Origin of the sequence: Arthrobacter sp. TMP15 (assembly GCF_039529835.1) — a bacterium.
Taxonomy (GTDB): Bacteria; Actinomycetota; Actinomycetes; order Actinomycetales; family Micrococcaceae; genus Specibacter.
On record NZ_CP154262.1, the window covers coordinates 2,119,225 to 2,140,872 of the forward strand.

A 21,648-nucleotide genomic window follows, 5' to 3' on the forward strand; every position below is an offset into this window, starting at 1 on the left:
CTAGCTTTTCACTGTTGTTGCGTGAACGTAACCATTAACAAGGGCTGCGGCTTTACCGGCTGTTTTCACGTCAGGCATAGAGATGACGAACTTCTGATGGAAACCCGCCTCTATCACCAGTGCCGGTCCGCTGGCCATAATGAAACCAACAGAGCCGCCATTGATCCGGTAACCCCACCCGCCATAGTCCAACGCTTTGATGTCCTCCACCGTTGCCCGCTTGATTTCATCCCACTGCAACGGCATGACTTTGTAAAAACCGGCGGCCAGCACCTTCACGCCGTCGGGCCCAATCATCGCCGTACCACGAGTGAATATCCAGATAACACCGCCCAGCACCGCACCCAACAAAGCCAACAACGGAAAAATGAAGAACAGGCCAACACCGGTGGCAGCCCCTATACCAAGACTTATGATGGGCCCCCAACGGGCCATTGATACTTTTACGGCCATGGTCTCACCCCGTACGACGCTGTCTTGGCCAGCCACAGCCAGTGGGCCTGTCATTGCTGCGACAGCCTTGTTCATAGCCAGAGCGTGCCGGTCAGGGGCCCGCCCGGTTTCACCGGGCCGGTACAGCCAGATCGCAGCGGCTCCGGCTACAAAAGCTAGCCCCAATCCCCCTGCCATAACAGGTGCCGACAATGCGGGGGCGGATGGGTCTACAAGGTCAAGTTGTCCCGCCACGATAGCGGCCATCAGCGCCACCATGCCTGTGCCAAAGCCCACGCCAAAACCGACTCCGATGCGCGCTATGAGAAGGTTCTGGCTGCGGGTGGCGATCGCCAAGAATGAAATTCCAGAGCCGGTGCCTGCGGCCAGGGCTACTGTCATGGCAGCCATTGACCATAACGAGGGATGCCCGTCCACTTCATTTTTGCCATTCCAGTGTGTAGCCAGCTCAGTTGGCAACCGTTGCGCCACCATGAACATCCAAACAACCACCAAAACACCAGCGAGCAAGGGCCCGCCAATGACAGTAATAAGCCACCGCCGGTTGTAAACCCGCTCATCCTCAGCACTGCGTCCTTGTTGCCCCACGAAAACCCGTCTTTCACAATCCTGCATGAGCAGCAAAATTCTTGCCATCAACTCAAGAGTGCCCCACCGCGGAAGTACCCACAACTCCATCGCGAAACAGTTCCTGCGGGCCGTCCTGTGGACAAGTTCAAGTGGGCCAGAGGAGACCCGAACCACATCCGGGCTCAAATGGTGACAGAATTGAGATAACGGTTGCCGGACAACGTTCCGGCGGCTGCAGCCCACGGTAATCCTGTGGGCCGCCCAATACATCCGAACTCAAACGGAAGGCATCACTTTGCCTGGTATGAACCTGACCCGCGCCGAAGCCATTGAACGCACGGCGACCCTAAGCGTCAAAAGCTACGACGTCACACTTGATTTAACCGCTTCAGATACTACTTTCCCCTCCACAACCGTGGTGAGATTCAGCGCGAAGGAGGGTTCGTCGTCGTTCATTGATGCGGTAACCGCCGCGGTGCACCGGGTGACATTGAACGGTGTGGACCAAGACCTTGCTGAGGTGTCCGACGGCGTACGCATCCAACTGCCGAATCTGGCCGCCGAGAATGAACTGACAGTGGTCGCTGACGCCCGCTTCATGAATACCGGCGAGGGCCTGCACCGCTTCGTTGACCCCGTGGACGGTGAGGTGTACCTGTACAGCCAGTTCGAGGTGCCAGATAGCCGGCGCATGTTTGCCGTGTTCGAGCAGCCAGATCAGAAGGCTACTTTCACCTTCCACGTCACGGCCCCCGCGCACTGGGACGTCATCTCCAACTCCCCCACCCCGGCCCCGGAGAGTGCTGGCGAAGGCAAAGCCAGCTGGCACTTCGAGCCCACGTTGACGATGTCCAGCTACATCACCGCACTCATTGCCGGCCCGTATGAATCTGTTCGCAGCGAGCTGACAAGCTCCGATGGCCGCGTGGTGCCGCTGGGCGTGTTTGCCCGTAAATCTCTCATGGAATATCTTGACGCCGAGAACGTTTTTGAGCTGACCCGGCAGGGCTTTGAGTACTTTGAAAAGCAGTTCGGTGTCCCTTACCCGTTCCCAAAGTATGACCAGCTGTTCGTGCCCGAGTTCAACGCCGGCGCTATGGAGAATGCCGGGGCCGTAACGTTCCTGGAAAGCTACGTGTTCCGGTCCAAGGTCACCGACGCCATGGTTGAACGCCGCGCCATCACCATCCTGCACGAGCTGGCCCACATGTGGTTCGGCGATCTTGTGACAATGCGCTGGTGGAACGATCTCTGGCTCAATGAATCATTCGCCGAGTTCATGTCCACATTGGCCGCCGCTGAGAACACCAAGTACGTGGACTCCTGGACCACCTTCTCCTCCTTGGAAAAGAGCTGGGCGTACCGTCAGGACCAGCTCCCGTCCACACACCCCATCAAGGCCGAGATCAACGACCTTGAAGACGTACTGGTCAACTTTGACGGCATCACCTACGCCAAGGGTGCCTCGGTACTGCGCCAGTTGGTTGCCTGGGTAGGCCAAGAGGAATTCATGGCAGGGGTGCGCGCCTACTTTGCCAAGCACGCCTGGTCCAACACGGAGCTGCCCGATCTCATGGTGGAGCTTGAGGCTGCCAGCGGCCGCGATCTATCAGTGTGGACGCAAAAGTGGCTTGAAACAGCGGGTGTCAACACGCTCAAGGCCGCCCTTGATGTGGCGGATGACGGCACGATCACCAGCTTCTCCATTGTGCAGTCCGCTGTGGCCGAGCATCCCACGTTGCGCCCGCACCGCATGGCGGTTGGCTTCTATAATCTGGCACAGGAGGGCGAAGACGCTGGCAAGCTGGTACGCACGCACCGCGTGGAACTAGATGTTGACGGAGCCGTTACACACGTGCCGGAACTGGTGGGTATGCAGCGTCCGGCATTGATACTGCTCAATGATGACGATCTGGCTTACGCCAAGATCCGTCTCGACCCAGCCTCACTTGCCACTGCTAAGACGCATTTGAAGGACTTCAAAGAGTCACTGCCCCGCACCCTGGTTTCGGCATCTGCATGGGATGCTGCACGGGATGGCGAAACACCAGCGCGTGAATACGTCCAGTTTGTGCTGGACACCATTGGATACGAGACTGACTCCTCAGTGGTGATGGTGCTGCTGCGCCAGTTGGCTACGGCATTGGCATTCTATGTTGCCCCCGAGCACCAAAAGCGTGCAGCTGTTGCTGCTGCGGATTCCTTGTGGGGCTTGGCTCAGTGCGCTCAGGCTGGCTCGGATGCGCAGCTGCAGTTCGTGAAAGCGTTTGCCTCCCATGCCCAGTCCGCTGAGCAGTTGGACCTTGTCCAGGGTTTGCTTGATGGGAGTGCCACGCTTGAGGACCTGACCATCGACACCGATATTCGTTGGGAATTCCTCATTTCACTGGTGGCCGGTGGCCGCGCCGATGCCGATGCTATCGAGGCTGCCCAGGCACTGGATAACACTCAGACCGGTCAGTTGGCGGCAGCCACCGCACACGCGGCCATCCCCACGGCCCAGGCGAAGGCTGCGACCTGGGAGGCTGTTGTTGTTGACGGTGTGGGCGCCAATGCTGTGCAACGCGCAGCCATTACTGGTTTCAGCAAAGTATGGGACACGGCATTGCTTGAGCCGTATGTGGAGAAGTACTTTGCCGCGATTCAGCGCGTGTGGGAAGAGTCCTCATATGAGACTTCTTCAACCATCATCACCGGCCTGTACCCCTCGCAGCTGGTTTCCCAGCACACCCTGGATGCCACCGACGCGTTCTTGGCGCAGCTGGGCACAGGCACGCCTGCGCTGCACCGCCTGTTGGTGGAAAGCCGGGACACAGTAGTACGGGCACTACGGGCCCAGGCAGCGGACAAGTAACACCTAGTTCGACTCCTGCGCACCGTGCGGAGGGCTAGTGCCGCAGCGATGGCTGTGGCGGCACGGCCAACCCGTGCCGTGCGCAGGAGTCGAACTGACGTGTTCTGCTTTAGACTGCAGCCATGGCCTTGAACCAGCACCACTACGAGATCAACGTCAATTGGACCGGAAATTTGGGTTCCGGTACCTCCGGCTATAAGAAGTATGGCCGTGATCACACAATCACGGCCATTGGGCTGCCAGTCCTGCTGGGCTCAGCCGATAAGACGTTTCATGGCGATAGTGATAGATGGAATCCGGAACAACTCCTTGTCACAGCGTTAGCCCAGTGTCACATGCTCTCTTACCTTCATGTGGCCGTCCTCCATGGCGTAGTTGTGACCAAGTACGAAGACCGGGCCACAGGCACGCTTGTCATGACCCCCGACGGCAACGGCCACTTCGAATCAGTGACACTGCACCCCCGGATCTATGTTGCCGATCCGGGAACTGAACAACTAGCCCTCTCGCTGCACGCCGAAGCCGCATCTAAGTGCTTCATTGCCCGCAGCGTAAACTTTCCTGTCAACCATGATCCCGGTCTGCTAACCGCAACGCAGGACTAGCTCAAACTGGCCTGCGCGCTAGGGTTGAGAAGTAAGGTCCACCTTCCACCACGAACCACCAAAGGGTACAGCGCGCGTGCAATCAACCAAGTTATTCATCGGCTCTGACGGTACTATCCTGGAGCGTCTGGCCCTTGCCGGTATCACGGCCGCCGTTGGCATACTGGTGTGGTTGGTACTTCACTACCTAATCCGCATTGTGGTGAAACGAGCCATGGCGGAGCGCACATACCTACAGCACCGGTCTCTGCGTTGGGCCGGTCCCATGCTGCGCAACATTGATCCTATGATCCGTGCCTTGGATAATGAACGTCGCGGCCAGCGGGCCCGCACCATCGGCTCGTTGTTGAACTCAGTGCTAACCACAGTGGTTTGTGTAGTCACTGGTTTCTATATTTTGATCGCCTTTGAAATCAACATCGCCCCGCTGCTGGCAAGCGTAGGGGTGTTGGGCATTGCCATTGGTTTTGGTTGCCAACAGCTCATCCGCGATTTTCTCGCTGGCATCTTCATCACCATCGAGGATCAATACGGTATTGGCGATGTGATTGAAACAAGTGAAGTGGTTGGCTCAGTTGAATATCTGGGGTTGCGCATCACCCGGGTCAGAGCAGAGAACGGCACCCTGTGGTATATCCGCAACGGCGAAATCATGCGTTTAGGCAACCGTTCCAAAGGCAACTACCGCCCGGTGCAGGAAGACCCTGCCGGCCCGGGCACGAACTAAATTACCGATTCCATAAACTAGAAAGCACTCTCAACTCCATGAGCACCGAGCATAACCCTACTTCTCCTTTCGCCAACGGCCCAGCAGAGAATGACGCCGCGGAGGGCACCCCCATTCCCTCACGTTTTGGGGAACCGTTGGCCCGTATGCTGCCGATTCCAACCACGAGGGGCCGGCAACTGCCATCCACAACCGGACCAGCTGCCTCCCGCACGGTTGTGAATGGGGAAGAGGCCGAACCCGCGGATTACTCTGACACGTTCTATGGGCAAATCGGTGGTCACGAGACGTTCAAGAAAATGATTCACGTGTTTTACCAAGGCATTGCCGCAGATCCACTGCTGCGCGCCATGTATGCGGAGGAGGACTTGTGCCCGGCCGAGCACCGGATGCTGATGTTCATGGAACAGTATTGGGGCGGCCCGCGGACGTACTTGGAAGAACGCGGCCACCCGAGGCTGCGCATGCGTCACGTTCCATTCGCGGTAACCCCGGAGGCCCGAGACCGTTGGCTGGCAGCCATGCGCAAGGGCGTCGATGCCGTGCAGCTCTCTCCCATGCATGAGGCCACCCTCTGGGATTATCTCGAGCGCGCAGCACACTCACTTGTCAACGCTGCGTCAGATCCCGCACAGAAGCTCTAGAAGAGACTCTGGCAATGGCTGAGGCTTCCACCAACCGCCGCCATGTAATAGCCGTGGGGCTCAGAGGAACGCCGTGGGGCGGATCAGAATGTGACCACGGTTTGTACTGACGCGCAGCCACTTGTGAGAGCGGTAAATGGTGCCGTTTTCTCCGGGAGCCACGAATCCCAGGGCGTACGCGGCGAATGCGGCTCCGCCAGGTACATCGCCTGGGAGGCCTTCCATCGGCCGGCCCCAGACGGATGCGCGGATATTGTTGACCAACATGGCGCCCGGGTTGACCGGGATGATCTGACCAATTTCCTGAACGCCCGCCTTGGCTACCTCGATCAGATTGTCAGTTGAGACCGTGCCAAGCTCCTCCCATGCACCGCGTGGTGCACTGACACCCGCCCATGACTCATTGACGCTCATGGGCGGCACGGGCAACCGAAGATCATTTGTATCCATGCGTGCCAGGCGATCCGCCACGGAGGAAAGCGACACCGTCACATCAATGTCCGACGGCGTCCCCAACCTCATGGTGCGCAGGCCCAGAACCGTTGGGGTACCTTCGCCCAGAAGCTTGCCTCGCATAACACATACATAAGCCGCGAGTACGTTCCCGGCCCCCTGAAGCCGAATAGCGCCGTCGTCCGCTGTACGGGCGCGCGCCACAAAGGTGCGTAAATCCGCCAGCGTTCCAGCGTCTTCCAGTAGCAGTTCGTCGGTGTTAATGGTGGTGGACATCAGATACTTCCTTCAACAAGTGCGGGGTTGCTTGGGCGTGCCGGGCTGCGTTTGAACGGGACGGGGTCCCCACGCCAAGCCTCTAATGCAGTGCGCTGTTGGTCGGTGAGGCGCACTGGACGCCCGGTACTACGCGAGACCAAAACCATGGAAGTGGCAGCTTGTGCGTAAATCACCGAAGCGTCAGGTTCCGTGATGATGTAGCCGAAGTCAAAGCTGGAGCCGCCAACGTGTGTGACCCAAATTTGTACCACGATGGGTTGCGGCCGGAAACTGATGGGTGCAAGGTACTCAATTTCATTTCGCCCCACCAGCGTGAATAAATCCGTGCCAATAAGGTCTTGGAAAGTGCCGCCGTTGGGAAGTTCCGTGTAAGTCAGCTGGACGCGCGCATCCTCAAGGTACTGCAAATAAACAACATTATTGACGTGACCGTAGGAATCAATATCGCCGAAACGGATTTGCTGTGAGAGTTCAATACCAGATGCCATGCTTTCATCATGCCAAAGCCGCTCAGACGCCACCAATCGAAGTCGGCAAGGTCACAGTATTGTGGCTGAAAATGGCTGTATCTACACCGGGGAGCCCATTTGTCGCAAGGACCTGCGGACGCATAGAGTCACGTTTATGAATTCGATGCCAACCAACACCGACCCCATGGAATCACTCCTGCGCATTCTGGAGCTTTCCGATGCTGGCGGAGCCCAAACAGATGAAGATATTTTTGTGGGGCGCGGCGATAAGACCGCACCACAACCGCGGCTTTTTGGTGGCCAGGTGTTGGCGCAGTCATTGGTTGCAGCAACTCGCACGGTGGAGAGCGATCATCTTGTGCACTCGATGCACGGCTATTTCTTGCGCCCCGGCGATGCCTCCTCAGCCCTGACTTTTGGTGTGCAGCGGCTGCGTGATGGACGCTCATTTTCAGCGCGGCGTACCCATGCCTACCAAGGTGGTGTGCCGATCCTGTCCATGATCGCCTCCTTCCAGCGCCCCGACAGCGGTATGGAGCATCAGGAACCCATGCCGGAAGGGATTCCTGCGCCTGAGACACTTCCAACAACAGCTGAACTCCTGGGTGGCATCGATCACCCTGTGGCAAGGGCGTGGGCCTATGAACGGCCTTTCGATATTCGCCATGTGGGCTCTGACATTTATTTCGATGTCAAGGGCGAGCATGTGGCACATCAGGCAGTGTGGCTAAAAACGCTCGGCCCGATGCCAACCGACCAGAATTTACACCGGGCCGCTCTTGCCTATGCCAGCGATTACACTTTGCTTGAGCCTTCATTGCGCCGCCACGGAATCAGCTGGGTAACCCGGGGTATCAGCATTGCCAGTCTTGATCACGCCATGTGGTGGCACCGCCCGCTGCAAGTTGACGACTGGCTGCTCTATGTTGCCCAATCCCCCAGTGCCTCCGAGTCACGTGGACTGAACTTTGGCCGTTTTTACAACCGCGACGGCGTACTTGTCGCCTCAGTTGCTCAAGAGGGCATGATGCGAATCCCCGAAGAAACACCAAAGGAATAAGTCTGCGGCTGAGAGATGTTAGGCAACAAATAATGGCCGGTCCCAGTGGGGCCGGCCATTATTGTTGCGCCATGCGTGAGCCACGCTCACGCATGTTCGGCGCTAGTCGCGTGTGAGGCGCTAGTCGCGTGTGAGGCGGCGGTGCGTCACGCGGTGCGGACGTGCCGCATCGGCGCCAAGACGCTCAACCTTGTTTTCCTCGTAGGAGTCGTAGTTACCTTCAAACCAGTGCCAGTTGGCCGGGTTCTCATTGGTGCCTTCATAGGCAAGGATGTGAGTCGCGACCCGGTCAAGGAACCAGCGATCGTGCGATACCACTACGGCGCAGCCCGGGAATTCAAGCAAAGCGTTTTCAAGGCTGCTAAGAGTTTCCACGTCAAGGTCGTTAGTGGGCTCATCCAAGAGCAAAAGGTTGCCACCCTGTTTCAGGGTCAGCGCCAAGTTCAGCCGGTTGCGCTCACCACCGGAGAGCACACCTGCCTTCTTCTGCTGATCCGGACCCTTGAAGCCGAATGCGGCAACGTAGGCCCGAGAAGGCATTTCTACCTGTCCAACCTGGATGAAGTCCAGTCCATCGGAGACAACTTCCCAGAGTGTTTTATCTGGGTCGATGCCGCCACGGCTCTGGTCAGCGTAGGAAATCTTGACCGAGTCGCCCACCTTGAGCTTGCCACCATCCAGCTCTTCAAGGCCAACGATGGTCTTAAAGAGCGTTGACTTACCCACACCGTTCGGGCCAATGACCCCAACGATGCCGTTGCGCGGCAGTGTAAAGGAGAGGCCATCGATCAAAACGCGATCGCCGTAACCCTTTTTTAGGTTTTCTGCTTCGAGCACGATTCCACCCAAACGCGGGCCTGGTGGAATCTGAATCTCTTCAAAGTCGAGCTTGCGGGTACGATCTGCCTCGGCAGCCATTTCCTCGTAGCGGGCAAGACGCGCCTTGGACTTGGTCTGGCGACCCTTGGCATTGGAGCGAACCCAATCGAGTTCCTCGGTGAGGCGCTTGGCCTGTTTGGCGTCCTTCTTACCTTGGACTTCCAGGCGGGCGCGCTTCTTCTCCAGGTACGTGGAGTAGTTGCCCTCATAGGGGTACAGCTTGCCGCGGTCCACTTCGGCGATCCATTCGGCGACGTGATCCAGGAAGTACCTATCGTGAGTCACGGCGAGGACTGCGCCAGCGTAGTTCTTCAAGTGCAACTCCAACCACTGGACGCTTTCGGCATCGAGGTGGTTAGTGGGCTCATCAAGGAGCAATAGGTCAGGTTTCTGCAACAGCAATTTGCACAATGCAACACGGCGGCGCTCACCACCAGAAAGTACTGTGACGTCGGCATCTCCCGGCGGGCACTGCAATGCGTCCATGGCCTGCTCAAGCTGGGAGTCAATGTCCCAGGCGTCGGCAGTGTCAATGGCTTCCTGCAGCTTGCCCATCTCTTCGAGCAGAGTGTCAAAGTCAGCGTCGGGGCTGGCCATTTCCTCTGAGATCTCGTTGTAACGGGTGATCTTCGCGTAGATCTCACCAACACCTTCTTGGACGTTTCCAAGAACAGTCTTTTCCTCGTTGAGCGGCGGCTCCTGGAGCAAAATGCCCACAGTGTAGCCAGGGCTCAGGCGAGCCTCACCATTGGAAGGTGTATCCAAGCCGGCCATGATCTTCAAGATGGTGGACTTGCCAGCACCGTTAGGCCCAACAACACCGATCTTGGCGCCGGGATAAAAAGACATGCTTACGTTGTCAAGAATGAGTTTGTCGCCAACAGCCTTACGGGTGTTGGACATCGTATAAATAAATTCCGCCATAGTCCCAAGGTTAGTGGGTGCAAGCGGATATCCCACATTCCTCTACGGCTAAGTGAGGAACCCGGCGTTGGAACTACGTTTGGAATCCTGTAGTTGACGCCTCATTGCGCGCTCTGGGTAGCTGGTCTCTTCCCGCAGTAGCGCTCTATAGCGGTACCTCGCTACTGGGAATATCTCCTAAATAACGGCTTTCCGGCAGAGAGCTAGTGGACGTCGCCAACGAAGCAGCGTCCAGATGCCAAGACGGGAAGTATTGTCACTGCAACGTTGCCGTCGCGTACCTGGCCAACCACACATTCCTCTCCCACCGGGGATGCTGACTCTATGGCATCAACGGCAAGTCCCGTTGGGGTGATGTCGATGGATAATTCAACTTTATCTTTTTCCGCACCGGCTTCGAGCATGGCGGACATCATTTGATCCCGGTTAGGCGACTTTGTAACGCCAGCAAGCTTAGTGAGAGAGTCTCTTACCCTGGCGGAGAACTCTTGCGCTGCAGTCGGAAGTTCCGTGGGTTCCATTTCTGCCTCACTGGAGTTCTTGGCCGCAGCTGTAGTGGGGCTTCCCTGAACCGAACCGGAATCAGCGGGCCCAGAGGGCAGCAAGGAACACCCGCCTAGAGCCAGTGCCACGACTAACAGAACTGCCACTCCAAAAGAACGAGCCCTAATGCTGTGCAGCGCAGACTGATCACGGGATGTCATCTTTTCCAAAGTCACTTGACCAGTCTGCCATGACGGTCAGGACTTGTCTGTTGCGCATGAGGAGTTCAGAATTAGAAAGGCGCGGCAGTCTTGAGAATCTCACCTGTCTGATGATCTGCACGTTCGCCGTCGTTCAGACCAGAATCGTGCTCGGGCACTGTGTCGTCGTATTCATCATCTTGATCATCTTGATCATCTTCAGCATGGGCGTGAATCGCAGCTGCAACTGCCGCAAACCCATGGAGCTGGTCGGCTCCGCCGTCGGCATCATCATCGGCGTCATCGTAGGTTTGGTCTTCATCATTTCCCACTACAGAAAGGTGCGTCCCGGCCGCAACGTTGGACTCTTGCGAAAATTTGTTCTCTCCTGCAGGATGCGCGCTTGCCATGCGCCTGAAAAGGGCAGTCCCAAATTGCAGGTCCGGACCCACACTCTCCGCATCTATTTCGACACTGGTCCCGTGCGTGCCGTCTTTACGAAGGAAAGACTTGATGTTGAGCTTGCCCATCACCATGATGCGGTCGCCCTTGTGGATACTGGAAACGGCATTCTGCGCCAACGAACGAAAAACGTTAATCCGATACCAATTTGTGCGACCGTCAACCCACAACTTGGTGATCGGATCTTGGCGACGCTCGGTTGAACCGATCCGGAAGTTTCCAATAACCAGCCCAGTAGTAGTGTTTCGCATCTCAAATTCGGAACTTACAAACCCTCTAATGCTGACATGATTAGCCATTGCTCTGCCTTTCGTTGAGCCGCAGCTGCGGCGGTGTTCACTTGGATCAAGCAAACGCCTGCATGACCGCATTCGGAAGTGGGCAAGACCCGAATGTGGACGAACCGTTGGGTGATGGCCCCGGTGGAGGAAGAGATAATGCAATAAACCTGATAATTTAGATGCGGTCCCTCTTTAGGGCCACGCCTCGGTAGCTCAGCGGATAGAGCAGGAGCCTTCTAATCTCTTGGTCGTGGGTTCAATTCCCGCCCGGGGCACCAAAAACGGCCTCTGACCTGCGGATATATCCCGCAGGTCAGAGTCGCTTAGGGCCCAAAACAGCCCAAGTCACGTTTTACTCACGTTTTTGAACGAAAACTTGGTCACGTTTTTGGCTTGCTTGGGGCGGGAATAGGTTCAATTTCTGCTCACGTTTTCGAGTGAATGACCAACAATATTCATCGTCTGCCATCAACACTCCAAGCATCCACACCCTCTGCCCTACTCGTGGCAATGGTCCCCGGTCTCCCTTGCCCACGTCACCGGCTGGCGTCCGACCGCGACTACAAGCCCACCGGCATTTCGCATACTTACATCGCATAGTATTGACGGCCCCGTTCTGAGACGCCCGGCGACTCAACGCTGTTCATAAGTTCCCATACTCGCGTCGAAAACTAGGCCCTAACGGTCGACACTGATGATAGTCAGCCGAAGGACTTCAGACACCATCCGCCACGCGGCTTGAATTCCGTGATGCTAGTGGGTGATTTCCACGGCGCGGCCAGCGAGTGCATACACTTTCGTATGGGGGTCAAGGAATGGTATCCGTAGTACGAGCATTCCATCAGAACACAGGTATGGTAATCGTTAATCAGACACTTGTCGCTTCAAGTTCAACCACTTTCATGGGGGAGTATTTCAACGAATGGGCACCCGTCATAAACCTGCGCTGCACTCAAGATGGTCACCTGGCTACCCACGCGCTGGCGTTGAGCTCGCCTCGGAAATTCCCGTTGATATGACGGAACTGGTATGAGGGCTGCAATCGAGTTGACTCCCGACCCGCAGCTCATGGAATCAATCCGAGCTGTTGGATATACGTTCCCTACCGCACTGGCCGACATCATCGACAATTCAATATCTGCAGACGCGGGACGGATCCAGATCGTGGCACCGCCAAGCGGGGAACCATTCGTAGCAATACTCGATGATGGACTCGGCATGAGCGCAGAAACGGCTACGCATGCAATGAGGCTGGCCGGAACCTCCCCTGATGCCAAACGTGGGGAGAAAGACCTAGGACGATTCGGGCTGGGGCTCAAGACGGCATCTTTGTCTCAATGCCGCTCCCTCACGGTGGCATCGAAAAAACAAGGTGAATCGGTAGTCGCATACGAGTGGGACCTTGATTTCTTGGTTGAAACACAGTCATGGTCACTGCTCGAACTCTCCCCGGAGGAAATCGAGGATCTTCCCTGTGTTGGGCTGCTAAACGAGCAAGAGACAGGCACGCTGGTCCTCTGGCGAAAATTGGACAGGCTTCTTCCTGACACGAATCGATCTGAATTGGATCTGGCCGACGAACTGACTAACGCCAAGGAACACTTGGGACTGGTATTCCACCGTTTCATCTCAGGCGAGACCGGCCGTTCGTTAGGGATCTCAATCAATGGCCGCAACGTTGTCGGGGCTGACCCCATGCTTGAAGCCAATACGGCGACAATGCATGGCCCTATCCAGCCGCTGTCCATTGACGGCGAAACTGTTTTGGTCCGAGCATTTACCCTCCCCCAAAGAAACAAACTCAGTGAGCAAGAGGTTCTAACAGCCCAAATGGGGGGCTCCTTTCGCGACAGCCAGGGGTTCTACGTCTATCGCGAGAAGCGCTTGGTAATATGGGGCACATGGTTCAGGATCGTTCCGAAACAAGAACTTGGGAAACTGGCGCGGGTCCGCGTCGATATCCCTAACAGCTTGGATCATTTGTGGGCGCTCGATATCAAGAAGGCCCAGGCGATGCCACCACCCCTCGTACGGGACCAGCTCAAGCGAATCGCCGATCGGATCATTGCTCCTAGCACACGCGTCTTTACCTACAGGGGGCGAAGACTTGGTCAGACAGCAGTGGTCCGCATATGGAACCATATCGACGAGCGAGGGGAATTCCGCTACGAGCTCAATAGGCGCCACCCCATGGTGTCGTCCCTCATGAATACGCTCCATGACCTACCGCAAGCCAGATTCTTGCTGGAGGAACTCTTGTCGACGGCTGAACGCGGCTTCCCGGTTAACGATGTCTATAGCAGGCTTGGTCAAGACCAGAAATTTGCTGAGCCCCGGGCGAACGACGAAGAAATGCTCGTCACCGCGAAGAATCTCGCAAGTGCCGCACATCGGCTAGGGGTGCAGCAGGATCAATTTGTCGAAACATACATTTTGTCGGAACCATTTTCGAGCGCCAACATGGCAGAAGAACTACTGAGGAGCGCCTACGATGCCACTGATTGACCTGTCGAATATCGCAGATGAGCTCGACGTGATTCGGCGGATGGTAACCGCCCGGCACAATATTGTGGATGTCGAAGGGGACAAATTCAATTTGACGGAGGACGACATTCGTCAATCCGTGCAGGCCCTGCGGCCTTTCGCTCCTACAGCAACGGCAGCCCAACTCGAGGGCGTCGTGCGGACACTCTGCGAAGAATGGGGCATCATCGATCTCGGTGACACCGAGCCGGACATCGATGTCACCTTGAAATCAGATCACGAGGAATGGCTGAAGAAGGCTCTCCTAGAGAAGAATGTGGAATGGCGCCGCTGGAGCGCATATAAGAAGCTCTTACGTAATCAGGGGAGGTCTCCCCAAGTCGTCAATGATCTCGACGACGCCACCGATCGTATTCTCGATCTGGCTGGCAACCCCCGAGAGGAGCGCACTTGGAACCGAAAAGGATTGGCCATTGGAGACGTCCAGTCGGGCAAGACCCAGACCTTCTTGGCGGTGGCAAACAAGGCGGCCGACGCGGGCTACAAGGTCATCATCGTTCTAGCCGGGAACACTGAGTACCTTCGGAAACAAACTCAGGAGCGAGTGGATTCTGACTTTATTGGACGCGACGGTTCAAAATTGCTCAAAAAGGTCAACTCGAGTGCATCGACGTCCAACAGAATCGGGATCGGACTCCTCGACAAGTCACTTCATGCCAATGGCATGACCACCCCGTTCTATGACTACTTGCAACTCAAGAATGAAGGCCACAATCTGGCTCTGGTAACGAAGGACTCGGAGTATCCATACATATTTGTCGTCAAGAAGAACAGCTACGTCCTAGATGCCGTCGATCAGTGGTCAAAGAATCAGGCGGACGGGGCCAGCATCGTCGATGCCGCGGCATTGATCATCGATGACGAATCGGACTATGCCTCCGTCGACACATCGGCGGACGGCAGCGACCCCACCAAGATTAATTCGGCTATTAGACGCATACTTTCCCGTTACGCGCGGTCCTCGTATCTAGCAGTAACAGCCACTCCATTCGCCAACATTTTCATTAACCATGAGGGGTATGGGGACGTTGGGAAGAAGCCACAAAAGGGCAAGGCTTCAACAGGTCTGGATGCCGAGACTCTCGATACCAAAGATTTGTTTCCGGAGCACTACATTCATTCGCTGAAAGCCCCGAAAAACTATGTGGGGCTCAAACGGACATTTGGCACCTACGAAGATCCTGCTATCAACGGGCTAAATGACAACAGCGACTGTGAGTCGGTAGTCCCACTCAAGCATGCTAAAGATCGCGAAGTAGAGGAGCTTCCGGAAACGCTTCTGGATGCCATCGACACGTATATCTTGGCAAACGCGTTATTCGACCTGCGGGGTCGGGCCAAAGACGCCCGCTCCATGCTCATCAACGTCTCGAAATTCACCGACGTTCAGAATCGTATAGCCGACTTGGTTCAGTCCTATCTAGCCAGGACTCAGGATGCGTTGGAGGCCTTTGGTGGCATGGAGGTCGGCGGACAGCAGGGACAATCCCTGGCAAGACTGAAAATTGTCTTTGAAGCTGAATTTGCTGAGTGCGGCTCGACGTGGGAGGAGGTCTTGGCCGTTCTGCCAGACTCTGCTTCGCCCATCCGTGTAAAGGTCTACAACTCCAAGCCAAATCGGCTGGGCGAAGACGAAGCATTTGAGGCTGTAGTTCCTTCCCGGCAGATTGCCATCGGCGGTGATTTGCTCAGTCGTGGGTTGACTCTCAACAACCTCCTCACAAGTTACTTTTACCGAAGTCCCATGGCTGCCGACACTATGATGCAGATGGCACGCTGGTTCGGGTACCGCGATGGCTACTTCGACCTCGTTAGGCTGTGGATACCTAGTGACAAGAGAGTCGACTACCGATTCGTAGAACAGGCAATAAGGCAGCTCAAACGCCAAATCAAGACCATGTCCGAACAAGGGCTCACGCCGCTGGATTTCGGGCTAGCTGTCCAACAGCATCCGGAATCACTCCTCATTACCGCCCGGAACAAGTCCCGGAGCGCGACGAGTGCGCCCAGCACGATCGACCTCACTAACTACAGGTTGGAAACAACCAAAATTCCTGCGGATCCGGAAGCCCTGAAATCGAACGAGCACGCAGCTGCCCAGCTGGTGTCTGCCATGGGATTAACCACCCATTCAGTCTCTGAGTCCACAACTGTCATCAGAGACGTTGCCAAGCACCACATTGCCGCCTTCTTGGACAAATACACGTTCTCTCATGCTGCCCGTCTCTTGGACAGCGAGGCTCTGGCAGCCGTGGTCCGGGGAAGCTCGTCAGATACTTACACCCATTGGGACGTGGTTTTCGTCGGAGGTCAAAAGGGGAACGAGCGATGGTTGCTGCCGTCAGGCCTAGAGATGCCAAGGATGGTCACGCGAGCGCTGCTCCCCCGGGATGGGTATTTCGCAGTCAGTGGAAGTAGCGCCCGACTTGCGGGTAGCCAAGATCTTCGACACGTTCTCTCGGCTGAAAAGCTTGCGGCGATGAAATCCGTCGATGGCAAATTGCCTTCGAATGAGGAGTACTACTATCAGTACATGGATCGGCCGGCGTTGTTGATTTATGTCCTCCAACCGATCCAAATGATCAAGCCGTCAAAACGTCCAGATGCCAAGCTGATATCGAAGCCGATCACGGACGTGACAAGCTTGGTGGCACTGAAGCTCGCTCTGCCTCGGACGAAGAAGCTCGACACAAAGGCTGGCCGCGACGGCGTGGCGACATATCTGCACAACACGGTGGCCGCCCGGGCATGGAAGGCCCAATATGCGGCCCTTGAAGGCGAAGATTCGCAGGAGGATACTAATGTTTAGCACCCAATTGTGGAGCGAGCGTGTATTGAAGTCTGGCAGCGGAAACTGGGAGGTCGATGCCGGCTTGAGCATTCGGATGTACTACGGTGCAGACGAAGCAGGGAACCTGACGTTCGGTTATATGAGCACTATCCAGCCGCCGAAGCGATCTATATCACTCGCAATAGATGTGCGGGAGGGTCACAGATCCGACGGGCTATGGACCCAGACCTTTATTTTGAGAGATAAGTCCCTCAGTGAGCCCTTCCAGCTCTTCTGCTCACTCATGCATAGGGAAGTCAGCGCGACGGCCACGGAACCGGCGGGTCTCCAGGCGGTGGAAGATTCCATAGAACACTGGACTCGGCTACTACGCCGTGGGTGGGGACAGCAACTAAGCAGAAACGAAATGCGCGGTCTCTTCGGGGAACTACATTTTGGTTTCGAGGTTCTTGCCCCGCACATACCAGCAGATACGGCCGTGCTGGCGTGGACCGGCCCTTTCGAGGCGGACCAAGACTACAACTTCCAAACGGCTGCATTCGAGGTCAAGAGCCGAACTGCTGGATTTCAGTCCATAAGGATCAGCAGCGAAGATCAGCTCGGGGCTGCAAATTTGACCCTGGCCGTCGTGGTCGTTTCTGAGGCAGCTGGAGCAGACCATGGCTATCGGACGCTACCGGACTTGGTCGCGGAAACCCGGACGAAGCTTTCAGCAGTCGGAAATGACGCCTTGGACTTGGCATTCGGAGAATTAGGCTTTGATCCCAGTGATCCCGCGTATGACAGCTATTGGTTCTTGGCGGGCGAGGCGGTTTTCTACTCCATCACGGACGGTTTCCCTCGCATTGTTTCGGAACAACTTCCCGAAGCAATTTCACGTGTAACCTATGCGCTAGATCTCCAGAAGCTTGATGAGTTTCGCTGTGATCTTCCGCAGCTGCAGCCCGTGGGAGAGCTGGCATGAGCGTTGACTTCTATGCGGAATTCCAGTCCGAAGTCGGAACGAAGGCTGAGGTAGAAGGCGATTTCCAAGTCGAGACGTTCACCGCGGTCGTGGGCGAACATCTGGCGGAGGCCGGAGAGATGGAAGATCTGCAAGTTGCGTACTTCGAAGGTACAGGGAGTAGAAACCGCAATCTCAGGGTGGACGGCTACGACCTGTCTAACAGTGACGACAGCATCGTCTTAGTCGTCTCGGATTATTTCGAAACCGCTGAGCCACGGGTTGTCCGGCAGGCGGAAATCACAGGGGCTCTCAACGCCCTATTCAACTTCCTCAAGGAATCAACGTCGGGCCAGTTCCGGCCAGGTCGCGAAGAGAGCAGCCCAGCATACCAACTGGCTTACGATTTGGAACTGCGGGGCAAAAGCGCGTCCAAGTACAAACTCTTTTATCTCACAAATGGTGTCCTAAATGAACGAGCAAAAGCTCCAGAAAACGGTGATCTTCTAGATGTACCGGTGGAGTTCCACGTTTGGGACATTCGGCGACTCGAAGCACTTGCGGCATCGAACATGGGGCGCGAAGAACTCGTCATAGATCTCACCAAGTGGGTACCCGCAGGAATCGAAGCCTTGGAAGTAAAGGGCAGCGCCGATTCCTCCATCTATCTTGCAGCGTTGCCAGGCCAGCTTCTTGCAGACCTATACGAGGCCCACGGAAGTCGCCTCTTGGAATCTAACGTCCGCTCGTATTTGTCAAACAGAGGCAAGGTCAACCAAGGCATTAGACAAACGGTTTATCGAGAGCCAGACCGCTTCCTTGCATTCAACAACGGAATCACGGCGACCGCGTCCAACGTCGAGCTGTCCCACGATGGGAGAAGTATCCTAACGATAAAGGACTTGCAAATCGTCAATGGTGGTCAGACTACGGCATCACTCTTCTACGTAGCCAAGGAGAAGGCCAAGCTCAAGGACTGGGACTTGGTAAATGTCCCAATGAAGCTTGTCGTCGTCGATGACGAAAGTGCATCACGTCTGGTGCCCGATATCTCACGATTCGCGAATAGCCAGAACGCGGTCAGCACGTCTGACTTTTTCTCCAACGCGCCTTTTCATGTGCGCATTGAGGAACTCGCCCGAAGGACGCTTGTCCCTGCAGTGGCCGGGCAAACGTACCAAACGAAGTGGTTCTACGAACGAACTAAGGGACAGTACTTCACGGAGAAGAACCGACTGTCAAAGTCAGAGTCTCTGCGATTTGAGAAGACCTTCCCGCGCACTCAGGTGATTACCAAGACTGATTTGGCAAAATATGAGATGTCCTGGATGCACCGTCCTTCTACGGTGAGTGCGGGTGCGCAAAAGAACTTCAGCGCTTATGCGTCTGCAGTCACCGATGCTTGGAACAAAAAAGACGGGCCAGATTCAGTCAATGTTGAATACTTCAAAGATATCGTGGCCCGGAGCATACTTTTCAACTCAATTCGCAGAGAAATCCAAGCCGCCGATTGGTATGAAGCAGGATATCTTGCCAATATCGTGACTTACACAGTTGCTAAACTCGCTCACGTCGTAGAGACCAGCCATCGATTGGGCGCCATGAATTTTGCCGATATTTGGACTAGGCAATCGGTAGATCCCGTTGTATTGAAGTTCTCCCTGCAGATAGCCCTTGGCGTAAAGAAAGTCCTCACTTCACCCACACGGGAAGTGCAGAACGTTACAGAATGGGCAAAAAAGGAAGCCTGCTGGGTGAAGGTCAAGGCGCTCCCCCTCGAGTTTCCACCACAGCTGTCGGCATGGATGGTAGACGCATACCAGGCCAGAGATCGCAAAGTAGCGGCAGTCGAGACCGAAAAGCTAAATGATCAACTGCGAGGATTGACTCGTCTCTACGAGATTCCGCAGGAGAGCTGGCGCGCCCTCGAGGTTTTCGCGTCTGAAAGACGGCTCGGCGCGCCCACCGACCACGGCATCTTAAAGATGATGGTTGCTGGAGGCAAGAAGGTGCCTTCGGACCTTCAAGCGACGAGACTCTTGAAATTTGTGGCTGCTGCCAACTCATATGGATTTTCAGACTTCGAGCCCTAAGTCTGAATGGCACTGGGCAACGGCGTGTCATAGCATGGCGCGCCTTTCTCAAAGTTCCCGCTTGCCCGCTCAGTGAGGTTCAAGCCTCATAGAACGCAAGGAGGGCGGTAAGAGCGAATTCGCCCAGATCCGAAACTTCAAGAGGCCCGAGCAAGGGGTGAGCCGTTTCGCCTTAATACTGCCGATTAATAGCCCCGTACCGGTTGGCGGTAGCTGAGATAGGCTGAACCGCATGCCGCGCCCAACGTTCGTGAATGGATCCACGGAACACCTCCAATGCCAAGGAAGTGTCTCTCTCCTGGTATCCTGGAGTGTCGGATACTAAGGAGTACAAGTGTTTCCAATCATCGACCTGTTCGCAGGGCCGGGAGGTCTTAACGAAGGATTCTCAAGTGTCAAGGATGAAGCAGGCAACTATGCCTTCAAGACACTAGCATCATTCGAAATGGACAGTTTCGCCTGTCAGACTCTTCGGTTGCGTGCTACGTACCGAGAGCTACTGCGCATTGGCGGCGATCTGCAGCCGTACTTTGAATACATAAGTGGTGCAAAGACCTGGCCAGAAACACTCAAGGGTGACTTCAAAGAGGCCTACATGGCAGCCAAGCAGCATGTCTATCGCGTTGAACTAGGCGAAGAAAATCGTCCAAAAGTGGACGAACACATAGAACTACAGCTGGGGCCAGAGGACACGAGAGGTGACTGGGCCCTCATTGGAGGTCCGCCATGCCAGGCTTACTCCCTCGCTGGCCGGTCTCGCCGCACTGGTGACGAAAATTTTGCCTTCGACCACAAGCATTTTCTCTACCGCGAGTACCTTCACATCTTAGGTAAGTTCAAGCCGACCATTTTTGTCATGGAAAACGTCAAGGGACTGCTTTCATCGAAAAATGGTGATCAGAGCATGTTCCAAACAATCCTTGCCGATCTTAAACGCCTGCCTAGCGGTGTCAGCTACGAGATTCGTTCACTCGTGGTAGATGCAGAACCAAACGATATTGCACCTAATGACTTCATCATCCGATCGGAAGACTATGGTGTTCCTCAGAAACGGCACCGAGTGATCTTGCTTGGAGTTCGGAGTGATGTTGTTCACTTGATCCCGAGGCAAGTACTCAACAAGGCTGACGGACCAGTGACTGTTCGAGCAGCTTTGCGAGGGATGCCCGCTGTCCAAGCCGAGACGTCGTACCGCAAGCCGAAAATCGCCCAAGACTGGAGCGCAGTTCAAACGGCCGCCCTGCGCGATATTCGTTCAGTCGAGTCACCTTCAAAACTTGAGCCTTTGAAGCCTGGCGCCAAAGCCGTGGAGAGCTACGTGGACTGGATCAGCGAGACAGAACTGAACGAACCTATTCAGCATAATCCTCGAGCTCACATGGTCTCAGACTTGGTACGTTACCGCGTCATGGCGGAGCTGGCCCAACGTCTGGGAAAGAGTCCAAAGTACACTGATTTACCACCCTCGCTTCATCCTGAACACAGGAACATTGGTAAAGTCGGCACACCGTTTACTGACCGGTTTAGGGTGCAGGTTTGGGACACGCCGGCAACAACTGTGGTCTCCCATATATCCAAGGATGGTCACTACTACATCCACCCGGACCCCCGCCAAGCGCGCAGTTTTACTGTGCGTGAGGCTGCGCGCTTACAGTCCTTCCCAGATAACTATTTCTTCGAAGGCCCGCGGACACAACAATTCCATCAGGTAGGAAACGCTGTCCCACCCCTTCTATCAAAGCAAATAGGAGAACTCGTCGCACAGATGCTCGGCACATTAGATATTCACAAAAAGGATTCAGAAGTGACCGCATAACCTGTATTCATTGTCGATTAGGCAGAGAAAGGTGGCTTGTCGATAGCATTCTAAGAAAACTTGGGTGGCGCGTCACACAAACACCGCAAGTTACACTGCGGGACCTGGATCAACTTG

The 21,648-nt window shown here is 55.6% G+C and carries 16 protein-coding genes and 1 tRNA gene; 11 read left to right on the plus strand and 6 right to left on the minus strand.

Annotated features, from left to right (window positions below; all coding sequences use genetic code 11):
• On the minus strand, positions 1–1,089 hold the full coding sequence (locus tag AAFM46_RS09375; RefSeq protein WP_343317503.1) for a hypothetical protein: 1,089 nt from the start codon (positions 1,087–1,089) through the stop codon (positions 1–3).
• Between the two features lie 238 nt (positions 1,090–1,327).
• On the opposite strand from AAFM46_RS09375, the gene pepN reads away from it, so the two are divergent.
• From pepN to AAFM46_RS09395, 4 genes are all read left to right on the plus strand, one after another.
• Positions 1,328–3,877 carry an aminopeptidase N gene (gene pepN, locus AAFM46_RS09380; protein WP_283527488.1) on the plus strand — a complete coding sequence of 850 codons (2,550 nt, stop codon included), beginning with the start codon at positions 1,328–1,330 and terminating at the stop codon, positions 3,875–3,877.
• A gap of 122 nt (positions 3,878–3,999) precedes the next feature.
• Positions 4,000–4,482, plus strand: a complete 483-nt coding sequence (locus tag AAFM46_RS09385; protein ID WP_343317504.1) for an OsmC family protein — start codon at positions 4,000–4,002, stop codon at positions 4,480–4,482.
• Between the two features lie 97 nt (positions 4,483–4,579).
• Positions 4,580–5,209, plus strand: a complete 630-nt coding sequence (locus AAFM46_RS09390) for a mechanosensitive ion channel domain-containing protein (RefSeq protein WP_283528588.1) — start codon at positions 4,580–4,582, stop codon at positions 5,207–5,209.
• Between the two features lie 146 nt (positions 5,210–5,355).
• A complete protein-coding gene (locus tag AAFM46_RS09395) occupies positions 5,356–5,853 on the plus strand; it encodes a globin (protein ID WP_343320426.1) in 498 nt (165 codons plus the stop codon).
• A 60-nt stretch (positions 5,854–5,913) separates the two neighbouring features.
• On the opposite strand, the gene AAFM46_RS09400 is transcribed toward AAFM46_RS09395, so the two are convergent.
• Together AAFM46_RS09400 and AAFM46_RS09405 are read right to left on the minus strand one after the other, a co-directional pair.
• The gene (locus AAFM46_RS09400) at positions 5,914–6,582 is read right to left on the minus strand and encodes a hypothetical protein (protein WP_343317505.1); all 669 of its coding nucleotides are present in this window, start codon (positions 6,580–6,582) and stop codon (positions 5,914–5,916) included.
• Positions 6,582–7,073: a thioesterase family protein gene (locus AAFM46_RS09405; RefSeq protein ID WP_343317506.1), complete on the minus strand. Its 492-nt coding sequence runs from the start codon at positions 7,071–7,073 to the stop codon at positions 6,582–6,584. Before AAFM46_RS09405 ends, AAFM46_RS09400 begins: the two co-directional genes overlap by 1 nt.
• Before the next feature lie 136 nt (positions 7,074–7,209).
• On the opposite strand from AAFM46_RS09405, the gene AAFM46_RS09410 reads away from it, so the two are divergent.
• Entirely contained in the window at positions 7,210–8,115 is a 906-nt protein-coding gene (locus AAFM46_RS09410) for an acyl-CoA thioesterase II (RefSeq protein ID WP_343317507.1), read from the plus strand.
• Between the two features lie 120 nt (positions 8,116–8,235).
• On the opposite strand, the gene ettA is transcribed toward AAFM46_RS09410, so the two are convergent.
• The 3 genes from ettA to ssb all read right to left on the minus strand — a co-directional run bounded on the left by ettA (position 8,236) and on the right by ssb (position 11,362).
• A complete protein-coding gene (gene ettA / locus AAFM46_RS09415; RefSeq protein WP_283527496.1) occupies positions 8,236–9,918 on the minus strand; it encodes an energy-dependent translational throttle protein EttA in 1,683 nt (560 codons plus the stop codon).
• 203 nt (positions 9,919–10,121) lie between these two features.
• Positions 10,122–10,637 (minus strand): hypothetical protein, encoded by a 516-nt coding sequence (locus tag AAFM46_RS09420; protein WP_343317508.1) that lies wholly within the window; start codon positions 10,635–10,637, stop codon positions 10,122–10,124.
• Positions 10,638–10,693: 56 nt separating this feature from the next.
• Positions 10,694–11,362, minus strand: coding sequence for a single-stranded DNA-binding protein (gene ssb, locus AAFM46_RS09425; RefSeq protein ID WP_343317509.1), 669 nt, complete (start codon positions 11,360–11,362; stop codon positions 10,694–10,696).
• 184 nt (positions 11,363–11,546) lie between these two features.
• On the opposite strand from ssb, the gene AAFM46_RS09430 reads away from it, so the two are divergent.
• The 6 genes from AAFM46_RS09430 (at position 11,547) to AAFM46_RS09455 (ending at position 21,531) form a co-directional block, all read left to right on the plus strand.
• Positions 11,547–11,622 (plus strand) — tRNA-Arg (locus tag AAFM46_RS09430).
• Positions 11,623–12,373: 751 nt separating this feature from the next.
• Positions 12,374–13,849 carry an ATP-binding protein gene (locus AAFM46_RS09435; RefSeq protein ID WP_343317510.1) on the plus strand — a complete coding sequence of 492 codons (1,476 nt, stop codon included), beginning with the start codon at positions 12,374–12,376 and terminating at the stop codon, positions 13,847–13,849.
• A complete protein-coding gene (locus tag AAFM46_RS09440) occupies positions 13,836–16,697 on the plus strand; it encodes a Z1 domain-containing protein (protein WP_343317512.1) in 2,862 nt (953 codons plus the stop codon). Before AAFM46_RS09435 ends, AAFM46_RS09440 begins: the two co-directional genes overlap by 14 nt.
• Before the next feature lie 121 nt (positions 16,698–16,818).
• Positions 16,819–17,643: a PD-(D/E)XK motif protein gene (locus tag AAFM46_RS09445; RefSeq protein ID WP_343320427.1), complete on the plus strand. Its 825-nt coding sequence runs from the start codon at positions 16,819–16,821 to the stop codon at positions 17,641–17,643.
• On the plus strand, positions 17,640–19,715 hold the full coding sequence (locus AAFM46_RS09450) for an AIPR family protein (protein WP_343317513.1): 2,076 nt from the start codon (positions 17,640–17,642) through the stop codon (positions 19,713–19,715). Before AAFM46_RS09445 ends, AAFM46_RS09450 begins: the two co-directional genes overlap by 4 nt.
• A gap of 334 nt (positions 19,716–20,049) precedes the next feature.
• The gene (locus tag AAFM46_RS09455; protein WP_343317514.1) at positions 20,050–21,531 is read left to right on the plus strand and encodes a DNA cytosine methyltransferase; all 1,482 of its coding nucleotides are present in this window, start codon (positions 20,050–20,052) and stop codon (positions 21,529–21,531) included.
• The last annotated feature ends 117 nt before the right edge of the window (positions 21,532–21,648 follow it).

What these genes read in the sequence shown, in the direction of transcription:
- ssb (WP_343317509.1), bottom strand. Translation starts at nt 11,362, where the DNA reads ATGGCTAATCATGTCAGCATTAGAGGGTTTGTAAGTTCCGAATTTGAG.
- AAFM46_RS09395 (WP_343320426.1), top strand. Translation starts at nt 5,356, where the DNA reads ATGCTGCCGATTCCAACCACGAGGGGCCGGCAACTGCCATCCACAACC.
- AAFM46_RS09400 (WP_343317505.1), bottom strand. Translation starts at nt 6,582, where the DNA reads ATGTCCACCACCATTAACACCGACGAACTGCTACTGGAAGACGCTGGA.
- AAFM46_RS09440 (WP_343317512.1), top strand. Translation starts at nt 13,836, where the DNA reads ATGCCACTGATTGACCTGTCGAATATCGCAGATGAGCTCGACGTGATT.
- pepN (WP_283527488.1), top strand. Translation starts at nt 1,328, where the DNA reads ATGAACCTGACCCGCGCCGAAGCCATTGAACGCACGGCGACCCTAAGC.
- AAFM46_RS09445 (WP_343320427.1), top strand. Translation starts at nt 16,819, where the DNA reads ATGAGCACTATCCAGCCGCCGAAGCGATCTATATCACTCGCAATAGAT.
- AAFM46_RS09450 (WP_343317513.1), top strand. Translation starts at nt 17,640, where the DNA reads ATGAGCGTTGACTTCTATGCGGAATTCCAGTCCGAAGTCGGAACGAAG.
- ettA (WP_283527496.1), bottom strand. Translation starts at nt 9,918, where the DNA reads ATGGCGGAATTTATTTATACGATGTCCAACACCCGTAAGGCTGTTGGC.
- AAFM46_RS09375 (WP_343317503.1), bottom strand. Translation starts at nt 1,089, where the DNA reads ATGGCAAGAATTTTGCTGCTCATGCAGGATTGTGAAAGACGGGTTTTC.
- AAFM46_RS09405 (WP_343317506.1), bottom strand. Translation starts at nt 7,073, where the DNA reads ATGGCATCTGGTATTGAACTCTCACAGCAAATCCGTTTCGGCGATATT.
- AAFM46_RS09410 (WP_343317507.1), top strand. Translation starts at nt 7,210, where the DNA reads ATGAATTCGATGCCAACCAACACCGACCCCATGGAATCACTCCTGCGC.
- AAFM46_RS09435 (WP_343317510.1), top strand. Translation starts at nt 12,374, where the DNA reads ATGAGGGCTGCAATCGAGTTGACTCCCGACCCGCAGCTCATGGAATCA.
- AAFM46_RS09385 (WP_343317504.1), top strand. Translation starts at nt 4,000, where the DNA reads ATGGCCTTGAACCAGCACCACTACGAGATCAACGTCAATTGGACCGGA.